Source organism: Hymenobacter segetis (genome assembly GCF_038448715.1).
Taxonomy (GTDB): Bacteria; Bacteroidota; Bacteroidia; order Cytophagales; family Hymenobacteraceae; genus Hymenobacter; species Hymenobacter segetis.
This window is the reverse complement of record NZ_JBCEVZ010000026.1, coordinates 18,423-32,407: the sequence shown is the minus strand read 5'-3', so window position 1 is coordinate 32,407 and position 13,985 is coordinate 18,423. Positions and strand designations below refer to the sequence as shown.

The 13,985-nt window shown below is 61.5% G+C and carries 11 protein-coding genes and 1 tRNA gene; 5 read left to right on the top strand and 7 right to left on the bottom strand.

What is annotated here, in order from left to right; all coding sequences use genetic code 11:
• Positions 1-48: 48 nt before the first annotated feature.
• The 6 genes from AAFH49_RS12110 to AAFH49_RS12085 form a co-directional block, all read right to left on the bottom strand.
• Positions 49-1,413, bottom strand: coding sequence for a glucoamylase family protein (locus AAFH49_RS12110; RefSeq protein WP_342298417.1), 1,365 nt, complete (start codon positions 1,411-1,413; stop codon positions 49-51).
• A 155-nt stretch (positions 1,414-1,568) separates the two neighbouring features.
• Positions 1,569-3,101, bottom strand: a complete 1,533-nt coding sequence (locus AAFH49_RS12105; RefSeq protein ID WP_342298415.1) for a RagB/SusD family nutrient uptake outer membrane protein — start codon at positions 3,099-3,101, stop codon at positions 1,569-1,571.
• Between the two features lie 9 nt (positions 3,102-3,110).
• Positions 3,111-6,452, bottom strand: a complete 3,342-nt coding sequence (locus AAFH49_RS12100; RefSeq protein WP_342298412.1) for a TonB-dependent receptor — start codon at positions 6,450-6,452, stop codon at positions 3,111-3,113.
• Between the two features lie 148 nt (positions 6,453-6,600).
• Positions 6,601-7,635, bottom strand: a complete 1,035-nt coding sequence (locus tag AAFH49_RS12095; RefSeq protein ID WP_342298411.1) for a FecR family protein — start codon at positions 7,633-7,635, stop codon at positions 6,601-6,603.
• 140 nt (positions 7,636-7,775) lie between these two features.
• Positions 7,776-8,387, bottom strand: coding sequence for an RNA polymerase sigma-70 factor (locus tag AAFH49_RS12090; RefSeq protein ID WP_342298409.1), 612 nt, complete (start codon positions 8,385-8,387; stop codon positions 7,776-7,778).
• A 303-nt stretch (positions 8,388-8,690) separates the two neighbouring features.
• Positions 8,691-8,762: transfer RNA gene (locus tag AAFH49_RS12085), tRNA-Glu, on the bottom strand.
• A 315-nt stretch (positions 8,763-9,077) separates the two neighbouring features.
• Between AAFH49_RS12085 and gap the strand changes: the two genes are divergently transcribed.
• The 4 genes from gap (at position 9,078) to AAFH49_RS12065 (ending at position 12,010) form a co-directional block, all read left to right on the top strand.
• A complete protein-coding gene (gene gap, locus AAFH49_RS12080) occupies positions 9,078-10,085 on the top strand; it encodes a type I glyceraldehyde-3-phosphate dehydrogenase (RefSeq protein ID WP_342298406.1) in 1,008 nt (335 codons plus the stop codon).
• Positions 10,086-10,273: 188 nt separating this feature from the next.
• Positions 10,274-11,143, top strand: coding sequence for a diacylglycerol/lipid kinase family protein (locus tag AAFH49_RS12075; RefSeq protein ID WP_342298404.1), 870 nt, complete (start codon positions 10,274-10,276; stop codon positions 11,141-11,143).
• A 27-nt stretch (positions 11,144-11,170) separates the two neighbouring features.
• Positions 11,171-11,512: a translation initiation factor gene (locus AAFH49_RS12070; RefSeq protein WP_342298402.1), complete on the top strand. Its 342-nt coding sequence runs from the start codon at positions 11,171-11,173 to the stop codon at positions 11,510-11,512.
• 57 nt (positions 11,513-11,569) lie between these two features.
• Complete coding sequence (locus AAFH49_RS12065) at positions 11,570-12,010, top strand: DUF1622 domain-containing protein (RefSeq protein ID WP_342298401.1); 441 nt, start codon at positions 11,570-11,572, stop codon at positions 12,008-12,010.
• Here AAFH49_RS12065 and kdsB read toward each other — a convergent pair.
• Positions 12,007-12,756 (bottom strand): 3-deoxy-manno-octulosonate cytidylyltransferase, encoded by a 750-nt coding sequence (kdsB, locus tag AAFH49_RS12060; protein WP_342298399.1) that lies wholly within the window; start codon positions 12,754-12,756, stop codon positions 12,007-12,009. The genes AAFH49_RS12065 and kdsB overlap by 4 nt on opposite strands.
• Before the next feature lie 189 nt (positions 12,757-12,945).
• On the opposite strand from kdsB, the gene AAFH49_RS12055 reads away from it, so the two are divergent.
• Positions 12,946-13,887 (top strand): DPBB and LysM peptidoglycan-binding domain-containing protein, encoded by a 942-nt coding sequence (locus AAFH49_RS12055; protein WP_342298397.1) that lies wholly within the window; start codon positions 12,946-12,948, stop codon positions 13,885-13,887.
• The last annotated feature ends 98 nt before the right edge of the window (positions 13,888-13,985 follow it).

The window sequence follows — 13,985 nt, the reverse complement described above, 5'->3', positions numbered from 1 at the left end:
GGGTGTTCTTAGCAGTATGAGCGTGACGTTCTAGGAGGATTCAAAAAGCTACTTTTTCAGCGCTGGGCTTTCAAAACCCAGCTTGCTCAAGCCTCGCTGCACGTCGGGCGAGCTCATAAATAGCTTCCACAGAAGGCCGGTCCGATAGTTCTCAATCATGCCCACAATCGGGCCTTGGTCAATGGCCAGGTAGGATTTGGCCTGCCAGTTGTGCTCTTCGCTGAAGCCGTCGACAAAGCCGTATTCGCCCCAGATTTTATCGCCGAGGTCAAAATAAAAATGCTTCAACGCCTTCATGGATTGCTCGGGCGTGTAGGGGAAGGCCGAGAGCGCGGCGGTGGGCGAAATCACGCTCAAATCTTCCTTGGGGTTGTGGGCGGCGTAGCCCTGGTAGCTGTCCGAGGCGGTGAGGCCCCAGGTGTTGGGGCCGTAGCCTTTGAAGTGCTTGGGGTTTTCGACGCAGTACTGGTAGTTGATGAGCGTGTGGTTCTGGTTTTGCTGCCAGTAGTCGGCATATTGGTCCTTGAGGCCGTGCGGGTTCAGGCCCAAAAAGGAGTAGTGCGTGAAGAACAGCGGGCCGCCAAAATCCGGCCCCAGCGGCAGCTTAATGCCGTAGTATTCCTTACCGTTTTTGAACTCCGGCCCCACGGCCCAGCCCTGGTCATACACGGGCTTGTCGATGGCGTATTTGGGCGAGGATGCGGCCAGCACGTAGGTTATCAGGCACTCGTTCCAGCCGTGAATCTGGTGGTTCATGCTCCAGCCGTTGTTGGGGCTCCAGTGCCAGTAGAGAACGTTTTGGCCGCCCTGGGTTTGCCAGTTCCACTCCACATTCTCCCACATCCAGAGAATATGGTTGCGCAGGTCGCGCTCCACGCCGCTTTCGCCGGTGAAGTACTGACGGGCGCATATCAGGCCTTCCATCAGGAAAGACGTCTCCACGATGTCGCCGCCATCATCCTTCGCCCCAAAGCGGATGACCTTGCCCGTTTCCCCGTTCAGCCAGTGCGGAAATACGCCGTGGAACTGGTCGGCCTTTTCCAGGAAGCGCACCATTTTGTAGATGCGCGTAGCGGCTTGCTCGCGGGTAATCCACTTGCGGTCGGCGGCCACCACAATGGCCATGATGCCGAAGCCGGTGCCGCCGGTGGTCACCACTTCGTTGCCGTAGTCGTAGGCCACGTTGCTGCGCTCGCGCGCCATACCGGAAACGGGGTGGCCGAAATCCCAGAAATAGCGGAAGGTTTGCTTCTGCACCATGTCCAGCAGCTGGTCGTCGGTGAGGTTGCGGGGGCGCTGGCGCGGGTCGAACTTGGCAGCGGGGGCGGCAGGCTTTTTGGGCGAGGGCTTTTGCTGGGCGTGGAGGACGCCGGGCAGCAGAAGCAGCGCGAGGAGCAAGGGTTTTGCGTTCATTCGTTTGGTTTTGAACGTCATAAATAACAGAACGTCATGCTGAGCGCAGCCGAAGCATCTCTACCGCTTCGTTGTGGTAGCGTTGATTACTGCTGCGGTAGAGATGCTTCGGCTGCGCTCAGCATGACCATTCTTTTTAATTCCGTGGCTACGGCCTAGTATCCCGGGTTCTGCGTCAACAGGCCGCCGCTCAGGTCAATCTGGGGCTGTGGAATGGGAAACAGCTCGTGCTTGCCTTTCACAAACGTCTTGCCCTGGGCTGCGAAAATGGGCACGATGCGGCCCGGCGTCACGCTTTCCTGGCGCACAAGGTCGAAGAACCGGTCGTGCTCCAGGGCCAGCTCCACGCGGCGCTCTTTCCAGATGTTGGCCACCGTGGGGGCCGTGGGCGCGAGGCCGGCGCGGCTGCGCACGGCGTCGAGGTCGGACTGGGCCGCGCCGGCGTTGCCGAGCTGGGCCGCCGCTTCGGCGTGGATGAGCAGGATTTCGGCGTAGCGCAGCACCCGGATATTCTTAGGCAGGTAGTCGTTGTTGCCGCAGTTGGCCTCTTTGGTACGGCTGTGGTAGGCTTTGTAGCTGTAGCGCGAGTTCTCCACCGAGTCCTGGCCCGGCACGCGGAAGCCGTCCCAGAGCACGGTGGGGCCTTTGGGCTTGATGAAAATGATGCTGCCGTTCTTGCGCACGTCGTTAGGCTCGTAGGCATTTGCCAGGTCGGTGGTAGGATTATTGAAGCCGAAGCCCAGGTCGGCCCAGCCGCGCAGGCCGCCCGCGCGCGGCCCCTGGCTCACGGTATACAGGTTTACGGCCGAATTGTCGCAGGAGGCATTGGTGCCGGCCTGCACCTCAAAAATGGACTCCACGCTATTGGCCCCGGCCGTGCGCCAGATGTCGGCGTAGGGCCGGAACAGGCCGTAGGTGCCCGAGCGGCCTTTCACGATTTCTTCGGTCAGGTCGAAGGCTTTCTGGTAGTTCTTCTGGTAGAGGTACACCTTGGCCAGCAGGCCCTGAGCGGCGGCTTTGGTGGCGCGGCCGGTTTCGGTAGCACCCTTCAAGGGCAGGTTATCGACGGCAAATTGCAGGTCGCTGATAATGAAGGCGTAGATATCGGCTGCCGAAGCGCGCTGCTGGAGCTGGGGGCTGCCGATTTCGGAGGCCGTCGGCACCCGGTCAAGCTTGGGCACGCCGCCAAACAGGCGCACCATGTTGAAGTAAAAGTAGCCGCGCAGGAAGCGCACCTGGCCCAGCAGGTTGTTCTTGGTGGCATCAGGCACGGTGGTGAGGGCAATTTTATCCAGCGCCTGGTTGGCGCGCGAAATGCCCTGGTAGTAGCCCGTCCAGGCGTTGTTGACGGTGCCGTTGCTGGGCGTCAGCGTGAAGTTGTCAATCGTGAGGGCGTCGTTGTAGTCGGTCGGGGTGCTGCCCTTGTCGGCATCGTCCGAGGCAATGTCGGTGAGGATGACGAACTGCAGCCCGTGAATATCCGGCCCGAAACCGCCCAGGTACATGGTATTATACACGCCATCGACGAGCTTTTGGGCAATGCCCGGGTCGTTGCGGATGGCGTCTTCGCTGAGCTGCCCCTGGGGCGCTACGTCGAGGAAGCCGTTGCAGCCGCTGGCCAGGGCCAGGGTGAGCGCCAGCGCGGCCGTGCCGGCGCGGCGGGGAAAGGCGGAGAAATTAGGTTTCATCGGCGTAGCTTATTTGAAGTTGACGTTCAGCCCCAGGGTCACGGTGCGGCTGGTGGGGTAGGTGTTGAGTTCGATGCCCGAGTCGAGCGGCCCGCCGGCCAGCTCCGGCGTGAAGCCGGTATACTTGGTGGCCGTGAACACGTTTTGGGCGGCCGCGAACACGCGCACCGAAGTCAAGTGGGCCTTTTCGAGGGCTGTGCCGGGCACGGTGTAGCCCAGCACCAGGTTGGTGAGGCGCAGGAAGGAGCCCGATTCGAGGAAATACGTCGAGTTGGGCATGCTGGGCGTGAGGGCGCGGGGGTTGGAGTTGGACGGGTTCGCCGTCGTCCAGCGGTCGGCCGCGAAGCTGGCTTCCACGTTGTTGGTGGCCTGGCTGACGGCCTGCTTTTTGGCGTTGTACACCTTGTTATTCAGGTTGCCCGAAAACACGAAGGAGAAGTCCACGTTGCGGAAATTCAGCCCGCCGTTGATGCCGAAATACACCGGTGGCTGGTACGAGCCGAAGTAGCTGCGGTCTTTGGCATCAATCACGCCATCGCCGTTGGTGTCGGCGTATTTGAGGTCGCCGGGGATTGTGATGCCGTTGGGGCCGGTGCCGTAGATTGATTTGGGCGAGCTTTTGATTTCGTCGGCGGTCTGGTACACGCCAATGACATCGAGCAGGAAGAAGCTGCCGGCGGCCACGCCATTGTCCGATTTGGTCACGTCGTTCGGCCCGCCGGGCAGGGCCTGGCCGCCGTTGAGGTTGGCAATGCGGTTTTTGTTGAAGGTCACGTTTGCGCCGATGTTGTAGGTCCAGTCGGTGCTGGTGCCAATGGCGGCGCGCCAGTTCAGGGCCGCCTCCACCCCTCGGTTGGTGATGGTGGCTGCGTTGGTGATGAGTTGGTTATCAGGGTCGCCAAAAAAGCCCGGGATTTTGATGGGAATCAGCGCGTCGGTGGTGCGCTTGTCGTAGTAGGTCACCTCGCCGGTCAGGCGGTTATCCAGGAAGCCGAATTCCAGGGCCGCGTCGTATTCCGTGGTGGTTTCCCAGCGCAGGTTCCGGTCCTTGATTTGGGTGATGGTGTTGCCCAGCACGGGCTGGCCGTTGAACACGTAGGGAATGTTGGCGTTGGCCGTGAGGATGTAGGAGCTGGCCGGAATCTGGTCGTTGCCAAGCTGGCCGTAGCTGGCGCGCAGCTTCAGGAAGCTCAGGGTCTTGTTTTCCTTCAAAAAACTCTCCTCCGAAATCACCCAGCCCAAACCCAGCGACGGAAAAAAGCCGTTGCGCCGGTCCGAATTAAACTTCGACGTAGCGTCGTGACGCAGGTTGGTAGTCAGCAGGTAACGTCCCTTGTAGGCGTAGTTGATACGGCCCAGGAAGGAGATGCGGCGGTCTTTCGAGGGCAGGCCGGGGTCGGGGTTGTTGGGGTCCACGGCGTTGTTCACGGCCGACGTCGGGTCGCCGGTATTCAGGTACCACTGGTTGGGGTCGGCGGGCACGTCCTTGCGCGAGCCCGAGAGCGGCGTGGTCATGCCTTCCTCGGTCACGGTGCCGGCCAGCACGGTCAGGTTGTGGTCCTCATGAAAAGTGCGCTGGAAGGTGGCCGTGTTTTCCCAGAGGTAGCGGTAGCCGTTGAGCTGGCTCACGCCCAGGTTGCTGCGCAGGTTTTGCTGGCCGCCGCCCGCCGCCAAGAAGGTGCTGTTGTCGTTGCGGTACTGGTAGTCGTAGGTGCGGCTGTTGTTGGAAATCAAGTCTACGTTAATGGCCGAGCGCAGCGTGAGCCACTCTACGGGCCGCACATCAATGCCAATGTTGCCCTGCAAGCGGTTGTCGAGGGCTTTGTTGTCGTTTTTCTCGATGTCGAGCACCGGGTTGCCCACGTTGCCGAAGGCCGAGGTATTACCGTACAAGCCATCCACTTTGGCCGGAATCACCGGGGCGGCGCGGTAGGCGTTGTTGTAGGCCGTGCCCAGGTTCACCGACCGCGTATCGGCGTGGCTGAACGAGGCCTGCGAGCTGATGGTCACCGCGTCCGAAAGCCGGAACGAGGTGTTGGAGCGCACCGTCAGGCGCTGGAACTTGTTGTTGATGACCGTGCCATCGTCCTGCAACAGGTTGCCCGAGAAGTAGTATTTCACGTTGTCCGTCGCGCCCGACACAGCCAGGTTGTGGTTCTGGTAAGTGCCGCGCTTCAGAATTTCGTCGTACCAGTTAGTCGAGGCCCCGTAGTTGGGCAGCACCGTGGTGGGCGAGGTGTCCTTGATGTAGCTCGTGTACTGGCCGGCATCGGCCATTTTCACCAGATGCGCCGCCTGCTTGAAGCCGGCCGTGCCGCTGTAGCTCAGCACGGGCTTGCCCAGCTTGCCTTGCTTCGTGGTCACGATGATAACGCCGTTGGCCCCGCGCACGCCGTAAATAGCGGCCGCCGAAGCATCTTTCAGCACGTCAATCGAGGCAATGTCGGCATTGCTCAGGTTGCGGATGTCGGTAGTTTGCACGCCGTCCACCACGTACAGTGGCTCGGCCCCGCCCAGCAGCGTGCCCGTACCCCGAATGCGCACTTTGGGTTGGGCGTTGGGCGTGCCGTCGCTGATGATTTGCACGCCGGCCACCTTGCCTTGCAGGGCTTGGGTGGCCGTTTGCACGGGCTGGTTCACCACTTCGGCTCCGTCCACGCGGGCCACGGCTCCGGTCAGGTCCTGCCGGCGCTGGGTGCCGTAACCGACGACGACCACTTCGCTCAGGGACTTGGTATCGGGCACCAGCGCCACGTTGATGGTCGTCTGACTACCTACCACCACTTCCTGGGCCGTATATCCCACGAAGCTGAATACCAGCGTAGAGCCATCGGGCACAGCCAGCGTAAACTTGCCGTCCATATCGGTCTGGGTGCCATTGGTGCCACCCTTGATGACGACGTTCACGCCGGGTAGGCCCGCGCCTTTCTCGTCCACCACGCGGCCCGTTACGGTCGCATCGGCCCGCGTGGCTTCCGTAGTAGCCGCCAGTGCCGGCCGTAGAATAATGCCGTCGTCAATCACCTTGTAGCTGATTTTCAGCGGCTCCAGTAGCTGGTTCAGCAATTGAGCCAGGGGCTGCCCCACGGCATCAACCGACACCCGCCGGCTGGCCCCGATGAGCTGCCGACTGTACTGAAAATGCACGTTGGCCTGCGTCTCAATCTTGCTGAGCACGGTGGCCATGCGCTCGCCGCGGGCCTGCAGCGTAATGGGCTGCTCCATTAGGGGCTGCCCCGCCGAGGCCTGCGCCGGGCCAACATTCGCAAGCAGGCACAGCGCCAGCCCGGGCACCAGCGCAAAGCGCTGGCAGCGCCTCAGCAGCGGTGGGAATTGTAAGGGAGTGGACATAAGGTGAATTGTTTTGGTGGGAATTATTGAATGATTATCCGGCTGCGGTCAGCACAAGCTGTTGTATCGCTGAGGCCCGGCAGTGTCTCTGGAATCGATTGCGGGAGATGAAGTCATAGGCGGCAGATTTTGCGGACAATAAAAAAGGCTACTCGGCCAGGCAGGTCGGGCTGTGGAAGCGGAGGTGGTCGCCGGCCTTTTCGTAGGTCGCGCCCAGGGTTTCGCAGATGATATCGAGCTTCGCAAACAAGGGCTCATTGCCCAGGCTCAGGTTGAGCGTGCAGTTGCGCACCGCCACCGCATCATACTCAATGCGTACGCCATACGCCTTTTCCAGGGCCGCCAGTACCTCAGCCACCGGCCGGTCCTCGAACACGAATGATTGCGGGGCCAGCAGCGCTGGCTGCGCCACCAGCTCGCGGCGCAGCTGCTGCCCGCCCGCCGAGTACACGGCCTGCTGGTTGGGCAGCACCACCACAGTGGCCGCGACTGCGCCCGCCAGAGTACGGCGCTGGCTCACCCGCACGGCCCCGGTGCGCACCTGCACCTGCACATCGGACGGCCCGGCATACGCCTGCACCCGGAAACTGGTGCCCAGCACGGTAGTCACCACCTTATCGGTAAACACCGAAAACGGGTGGTTCTTGTCATGAAAAACATCGAAAAAAGCCGCACCCGCGAGGTAGGCCTCGCGGCGGCCGCCCCGCAGTTCCCGCCGGTACCTCAGGGTACTAGCCGGGGCCAGCGTCACGGCGCTGCCGTCGGGCAGGGCCACGTGGGTTTCGTAAGCTGAGGTATTCGCGTAAACCTGCCACTCTGCCTTCTCCGAGGGGGCAGGATTAGTCAGTGCAGCCCATTTTGTTGGCATGTGCGATACCTGCAATCCTACTAAGCTTGCGCCCAATACCAGTGCCGCCGCAGCCGCCCAGCGCACACTGGCGGGCCACGACTGCCACCCACCCGGCAGGTCAACCTGCGGCACGGTGCCCGGGGCCGTTTGCCGGCTGATGCGTTGCCACACCGTAGTCATCAGCGCCTCTTTCTCGGTGGGGGAGAGGTTGAACTGCTGCTCGGCTCCGAGATGGCGGTACCACGCCTCAATGCGCTGCACTTCCTCCGGAGTGCAGTTGCCCTCCTGGTAGCGTTGCAACAGTTGGCGAAATTCGGACTTGTCGGTGGCCATACCTCAAAAGTGGTGCTTGAAACAGTAGTCAATGAACAAACCCGTACCCCTAAACCCGCCAGCAAAATTCTTTCATTCGGGTAGCTGTTTGCCCGAATGCCTTGAGCTACTCAAGGTACACTAATTTGACAAGCAAGTGCTTAGCTGAGTATCAGTAACGCTAGCACCACCAAAAAATCTTTTAGCGAAACGCGCAGCTGCTTCAGGGCGCGGGTAATGTGGTACTCCACGGCTTTGGTAGAAAGCTTGAGCCGGCCGGCAATTTCTGGCACCGTCTGGTGCTCCAGGCGGCTGAGCTGAAAAATTTCCCGGGTATGGGCTGGTAGGCGGGTCAGGCCCCGGCGCAGGGCACCGGCCAGGTCAGTGGCGGCCAGCTCTTGCTCGGTGTGGTGGTCGGCCCGGGGGCTTTGAGTGTGGCAATAAGCCAGATAGCCCGCGTGGATAAGCTTGGTTTTGATGAGGTTGATGACGCGGTACTTCACGGCCGTGCCCAGGTATTCCGGCAGTTTCTGAATATCAACCCCCTCCCGCTTGTGCCAGAGCGCGGCAAACAAATCCTGCACGATTTCCTCAGCCGCCTCGCGCGAGCCCACTTTGCGGTACGCCTGTTCAATAAGGCCGAAGCCGTAGCGGCGGTATATCTCGGCAAAGGCTGGCTCGCTCCCACCGCGCAACGCCAGCACCAATTCCGCATCGTCCCAACTGGCGCAGGGTTTCGGCTTTAAGGACAGTTGGTTAGCAGTGGATTGCATCGTCAGCAGATAAGCGTGGCAGCGCAGCCGAAGGCCCGCGCTGCCCTAGCAGCAACATCAGATACGGGCTAAGTGCCCTCAACGATAATCGTGGCGCTTGATAAAGCCGGACCGGGCGGAATATTAGCGTTTTTTCTGCCAACTAGAACGCGTTAGTGCACGCTTTGCCACTGGAGTGCAGCCGCGTAAACCAGCCACGGTCGTCGGTCAATCTTGCTCTTGCAGAGCGGCGGCCAAATATGCGTTCCAGAAAAAAACAGTGCAATAAAAAAGGCCCTCAGCATATGCTGAGGGCCTTTGTTGTAGTCCGTAGGGGAATCGAACCCCTGTTGGTAGAATGAAAATCTACTGTCCTAACCCCTAGACGAACGGACCGTTGTTCGTTTTGATGATGCAAAGGTACGGCGCGCTTCGTTTCGTGCAAGTTCTGGCAGAAAAAAAAGTGCTGTTAAGACCAAAGTACCCTGTTTTTCAGGCTGAAAAATTTCCGCAGGGTCCTAATTGCCCTTTGTCGAAACGGTGCGAGCCGGATAACCACCCACTCAAACGCACCGTAATCCGTAGGGGAATCGAACTCCTTTATGGTCGCAGTAAGAATGTGGGCTAACCCGCGCCTGCCTGCTATCTTCGCCCCGTGTTTCAACCGGCCGCCAGCGTGGCGGCTGGCCACTAATCCCCACCTGTTTTACAATGGCAAAAATTAAAGTCGCCATCAACGGCTTCGGCCGCATCGGCCGCCTCACCTTCAAGTCGCTGCTCGGCCGCGACAACGTGGAAATCGTTGCTATCAACGACCTGACCGACAACAAAACGCTGGCCCACCTGCTGAAGTACGACTCCGTACACGGTCGCTTCGACGGCACCGTGAGCTACGACGAGGAAAGCCTCACCGTAAACGGCGTCAAAATCGCCGCCCTCGCCGAGCGCGACCCCAAGCTGCTGCCCTGGGGCAAAATGGGTGTTGACGTGGTGCTGGAATCGACCGGCCGCTTCGTGGACGAGGCCGGCGCTGGCCAGCACATCACCGCTGGTGCCAAGAAAGTAGTTATTTCGGCTCCCGCCACCGGCAACATCCCCACCGTAGTATTGGGTGTGAACGAGGACATCCTCACCGGCTCGGAAACCATCATCAGCAACGCCAGCTGCACCACCAACTGCCTGGCACCCATGGCCAAAGTGTTGGACGACGCGTTCGGCATCGAGAAAGGCTACATCACCACGGTGCACGCCTACACATCGGACCAGAACCTGCAGGATGCCCCTCACAAGGACCTGCGCCGCGCCCGCGCCGCTGCCTACAGCATCATCCCCACCAGCACCGGTGCTGCCAAAGCCGTGGGCCTGGTGCTGCCCACGCTGAAGGGCAAGCTCGACGGCCTCGCCATGCGCGTGCCCGTGCCGGATGGCTCGATGACCGACCTGACCGTTATCCTGAAAAAGGAGGCGACCAAGGAGCAAATCAACGCCGCCTTGAAGGCTGCTGCTGAAGGCCCCCTGAAAGGCATCATCGAATACACCACCGACCCGATTGTGAGCATCGACATCGTGGGCAACCCCCACAGCTGCATTTTCGACTCGGAGCTGACTTCGGCCAACGGCACGCTGGCCAAAGTAATTGGCTGGTACGACAACGAAACCGGCTACTCGACCCGCACGGCTGATTTGATTCAGAAGCTCGGCGAGAAGATGAACGGCTAATTGCTGCTCCCGTAAATAAACGCCGTCCGCTTTGCCATTTGTGGCGGGGCGGACGGCGTTTTTATTTGTAAGTGTAGCGTAATGGGTATTCAGGGGGTGATAAATCAGCTGATTTTACTCTTATTGCGCACTACTGAATACGAACTGCTTCCCCTAATATTCCGCCAAGCCTGCGCTGGGCGTCTTCCATGCCCAAAACCTGCTTTATCCTGAACCCCAAGGCCGGCCCCAGCCAGCGCCACGACATGCCCGCCCTGATTGCGCGGTACTTCGGCGCGCGGGAGGAGGACTATGAAATCCGCCCGACTGAGTACGCCGGCCACGCCGTGGAGCTGGCCCAAAAAGCCGCCGCCGAGGGTTTTGCAGTCGTGGCGGCCGTGGGCGGCGATGGCACCGTGAACGAGGTGGGCCGGGGCTTATTGGGCACCGAAACGGCCCTGGGCATTATCCCCCAGGGCTCGGGCAATGGCCTGGCCCGCCACCTCAAGGTGCCACTGGGCCTGCCCGACGCCCTGCGCCGCTTGGCCACGCCCGACTTCAGCCGCATGGACGTGGGCGTGATAAACGGCCACCCGTTCTTCTGCACGGCCGGGTTGGGGTTCGATGCGCACGTGAGCCAGCACTTTGCCCAAGCCGGCTCGCGGGGCCTGAGCACCTATTTGCAGGTAACGCTGCGCGAGTACCGCCGCTACCGCCCCGTAGCGGTGCAGGCCAACCTCGACAGCCAGGAAATTACCACTGATTGCTACGTGCTGGCCTTCGCCAACGCCTCGCAATACGGCAACAATGCCTACATCGCGCCCCTGGCCGACCTGCGCGACGGCCTGCTCGATGTCTGTCTGATTGATGCCCTGCCCGTGTTTCGCGCCTTCCGCGTGAGCCTGGCCATGGCCCTCGGCACGCTGCCCCAAAGCAAGGCGGCCGAGTATTTCCGGGTGCCCCGTGCCCGGGTGGTGGCCGCCGCGCCCATCGGCTTCCACGTCGATGGGGACTACCTGGGCCACGCCACCGAATTCGACGTGGAGCTTATGCCCCTGGCCCTGGCCGTGGCGGTTTAATTCCCCTTTATCAATAGGCGATTTCCAATGAAAGACAAATCCAACCGCACCGGCGTGGTTTATTCCACCAATCCCGATTTCACTTACCAGAGCAACGAGCCAGCCGCCGCTACCACGCTGCCACCGCAACAGCAGCAACTGCGCGTGCAACTCGACAAGAAGCAGCGCGGTGGCAAGCAGGTCACGCTCGTCACCGGCTTTGTGGGTACCGATGGGGATTTGCAGGCCCTTGGCAAACTCCTCAAAACCAAGTGCGGCGTGGGCGGCAGCGCCAAAGACGGCGAAGTAGTGGTGCAGGGCGATTTCCGCGATAAAGTGCTGGAAGTACTGCTGAAGGAAGGTTATAAGGCCAAAAAGGCCGGCGGCTAATTCCAGCCTTGGGCCGACACTGCCCGTATCCTGCTCGTTGTTGCCTTTCCCGCGCTCATGCCATTGCTGTTTACCTGTTTCCTATCCATTCTGCCCGAAGCGGCCCGCGACGTGACTTCCTTGCATGGCCGCGCTGAAAGCACGGTCATCGACGCGGTGCTGTGGCTGAAGCTGGGCGTGGAAATGGTGGGCGCGGTTATCATCGCGCTAGGCATTCTCAGCGCGGGCTGGTTGCTGCTGAAAGCATTAAGCAAGGGCCAGACAGCCGACTTCACCGCTATCCGGCTGACCCTGGCCCGTTACTTGGCGCTGGCGCTGGAGTTTCAACTCGGGGCGGATATCCTCTCCACAGCCATTTCTCCGACCTGGGAGCAGTTGGGCAAGCTCGGGGCCATTGCCATCATCCGCACTGCCCTCAACTACTTCCTCTCGCGCGAAATGCGGGATGAGCGCCACCAAACCAGCGCCGCAAAGCCCGTAGCAGAGCGCGTCGACTAGCCTCGCAGTCGGACCAGCGCCCGTTCCACATCCTCCGGCGTATCAATCCCGAACGCATCCAGCTCCGTCTCCGCGCAGCGAATCTGGAAGCCGGCTTCCAGCCAACGCAATTGTTCCAGGCTTTCGGCGGCTTCGAGGGGCGATACGGGCAGGCGCGTGAGCTGTGCCAGCACTTGCGGCTGGTAGGCATACAGGCCCAGGTGGCGCAGGTAGCGATGGTGAGCCAGCCACTCGGCGGGCTCGCGGCCGCGCTGGTAGGGGAGGGGGTGGCGGCTGAAATACAGGGCGTGGCCCTGCTGGCTGAGCACCACTTTGGGCAGGTGCGGGCTGAATAATTCTTCCTCCGAAATCACCGGCTTCACCAGCGTAGCGATGGCGGGCGCGGTGGCTGGGTCGGCAAATAAATCGGCCAGGGCGTTGATTTGGGCGGGGTGAATGAACGGCTCATCGCCCTGAATATTGACGATGCAATGCACCTCAGGCGGGCTGCCGAGCTGCTGGAAGGCCTCCCACAGGCGGTCGGTGCCGCTGGGGTGGTCGGGGTGGGTGAGCACGGCCTCGCCCCCGAAATCTTGGACGTGGCGCAGGATGCGCTCATCATCGGTGGCCACCACCACGCGGGCCAAGTTGGCCTGCCGGGCCTGCATCACCACCCGCTGAATCATGCTCTGGCCGCCCAAATCGACGAGTGGCTTGCCGGGCAGGCGGGTGGAGGCGAAGCGAGCGGGAATGAGGCCGAGAACCATAGCAGCGGGCAGGAAGTGAATAGCCAGCGGCGGGAAAAGCCCCGCCAATAAGCCCCAAATAACGGAACGGGACCGTGTTGAAACCGGCCGGGCTCAATTTCCCACCGGTTATTGCGTTATTTTGCCTCCGCTGGCTGTTTGGCTGGCGCTCCCGGGCGGGGGCAAAGTGAATTTTGGAAGGCTATTTATATGACTGTAATTCTTTCGTTGCTGACGCTGCTGGCCCTGGGCGGCCCCGGTCCGGGCAAACCCGGCCACGCCAAAAGTGCCCCCGCCGACTCCATTGGCCAGGAAATGCGCGGCGGCCAGCGCTTCGTGAAGCACCGCGTGGCGGCCGGCGAAACCCTCACCGCCCTCACCCGCCGCTACCACGTCACGCTGGCTGAGCTCAATGCCGCCAACCCGCAGATTAAAAACGGCCTCGGCGTGGGCCAGATTGTGTACGTGCCCCGTCCCGCCGCTGGTAAGGCCCCGGCCGCCGCTGCGCCCGACAAAGCCGCCGCGCCCGTAACCGTGCCCACCCACTACACCGTGGCCAAAGGCGAAACCCTGTTCGGCATCGCCCGCAAGTTTCAGCTCACGCCCGATGAGCTGATTCGGCTCAACAAGCTGCCCGCCGGCGGCACCGTGCGCGTGGGCCAGCAACTGATACTTTCCGGCGCGGCCGAAGCTCCGGCTACTACGGCCGCCGCGCCCAAGCCCGCGCCCGTGGTGCGCCCGGTAGAAGTGGAAGCCGTGCCCGCCACGCCCGCCAAAGCCCCGGCCCCCGACAAGCCCGCCCAGATTGCGACCGTAACCGAACGCCCCGAGCGCGAGGACGACAAGGAGGACCGCACCCCCAGCCGCGCCAGCGAAGTGCTGGCCCGCGTGGTGGAGTCGGGCCTCGGTGCGCCCATCGAAAAGAGCATTACCGATAAGTACCTCGCCCTGCACAAAACGGCCCCCGTGGGCACCATCATGCAGGTGAAAAACGCCATGAATGGCCTCTCGGTGTATGTGCGCGTCATCGGCAAGCTGCCCGATACGGGCGAGAACAACAACATCCTGGTGCGCCTCTCGCCCCGCGCCGTGCAGAAGCTCGGCACCACCGACTCCCGCTTTCGGGTGGAGACGAACTACATTCCGCAGTAGAGAAACGTAGCGCAATTCAATCCGCCTGTCATCCTGAGCGCAGCGAAGGACCTTATCACGACTGAACGATTCGCCGTAAGCACGGCTAATGCGAGCGT

Coding starts and splice junctions, on each gene's coding strand:
- AAFH49_RS12065 (WP_342298401.1), top strand. CDS start 11,570: ATGCCATTGCTGTTTACCTGTTTCCTATCCATTCTGCCCGAAGCGGCC.
- AAFH49_RS12075 (WP_342298404.1), top strand. CDS start 10,274: ATGCCCAAAACCTGCTTTATCCTGAACCCCAAGGCCGGCCCCAGCCAG.
- AAFH49_RS12105 (WP_342298415.1), bottom strand. CDS start 3,101: ATGAAACCTAATTTCTCCGCCTTTCCCCGCCGCGCCGGCACGGCCGCG.
- AAFH49_RS12070 (WP_342298402.1), top strand. CDS start 11,171: ATGAAAGACAAATCCAACCGCACCGGCGTGGTTTATTCCACCAATCCC.
- AAFH49_RS12110 (WP_342298417.1), bottom strand. CDS start 1,413: ATGAACGCAAAACCCTTGCTCCTCGCGCTGCTTCTGCTGCCCGGCGTC.
- AAFH49_RS12055 (WP_342298397.1), top strand. CDS start 12,946: ATGACTGTAATTCTTTCGTTGCTGACGCTGCTGGCCCTGGGCGGCCCC.
- AAFH49_RS12095 (WP_342298411.1), bottom strand. CDS start 7,635: ATGGCCACCGACAAGTCCGAATTTCGCCAACTGTTGCAACGCTACCAG.
- AAFH49_RS12100 (WP_342298412.1), bottom strand. CDS start 6,452: ATGTCCACTCCCTTACAATTCCCACCGCTGCTGAGGCGCTGCCAGCGC.
- AAFH49_RS12090 (WP_342298409.1), bottom strand. CDS start 8,387: ATGCAATCCACTGCTAACCAACTGTCCTTAAAGCCGAAACCCTGCGCC.
- gap (WP_342298406.1), top strand. CDS start 9,078: ATGGCAAAAATTAAAGTCGCCATCAACGGCTTCGGCCGCATCGGCCGC.
- kdsB (WP_342298399.1), bottom strand. CDS start 12,756: ATGGTTCTCGGCCTCATTCCCGCTCGCTTCGCCTCCACCCGCCTGCCC.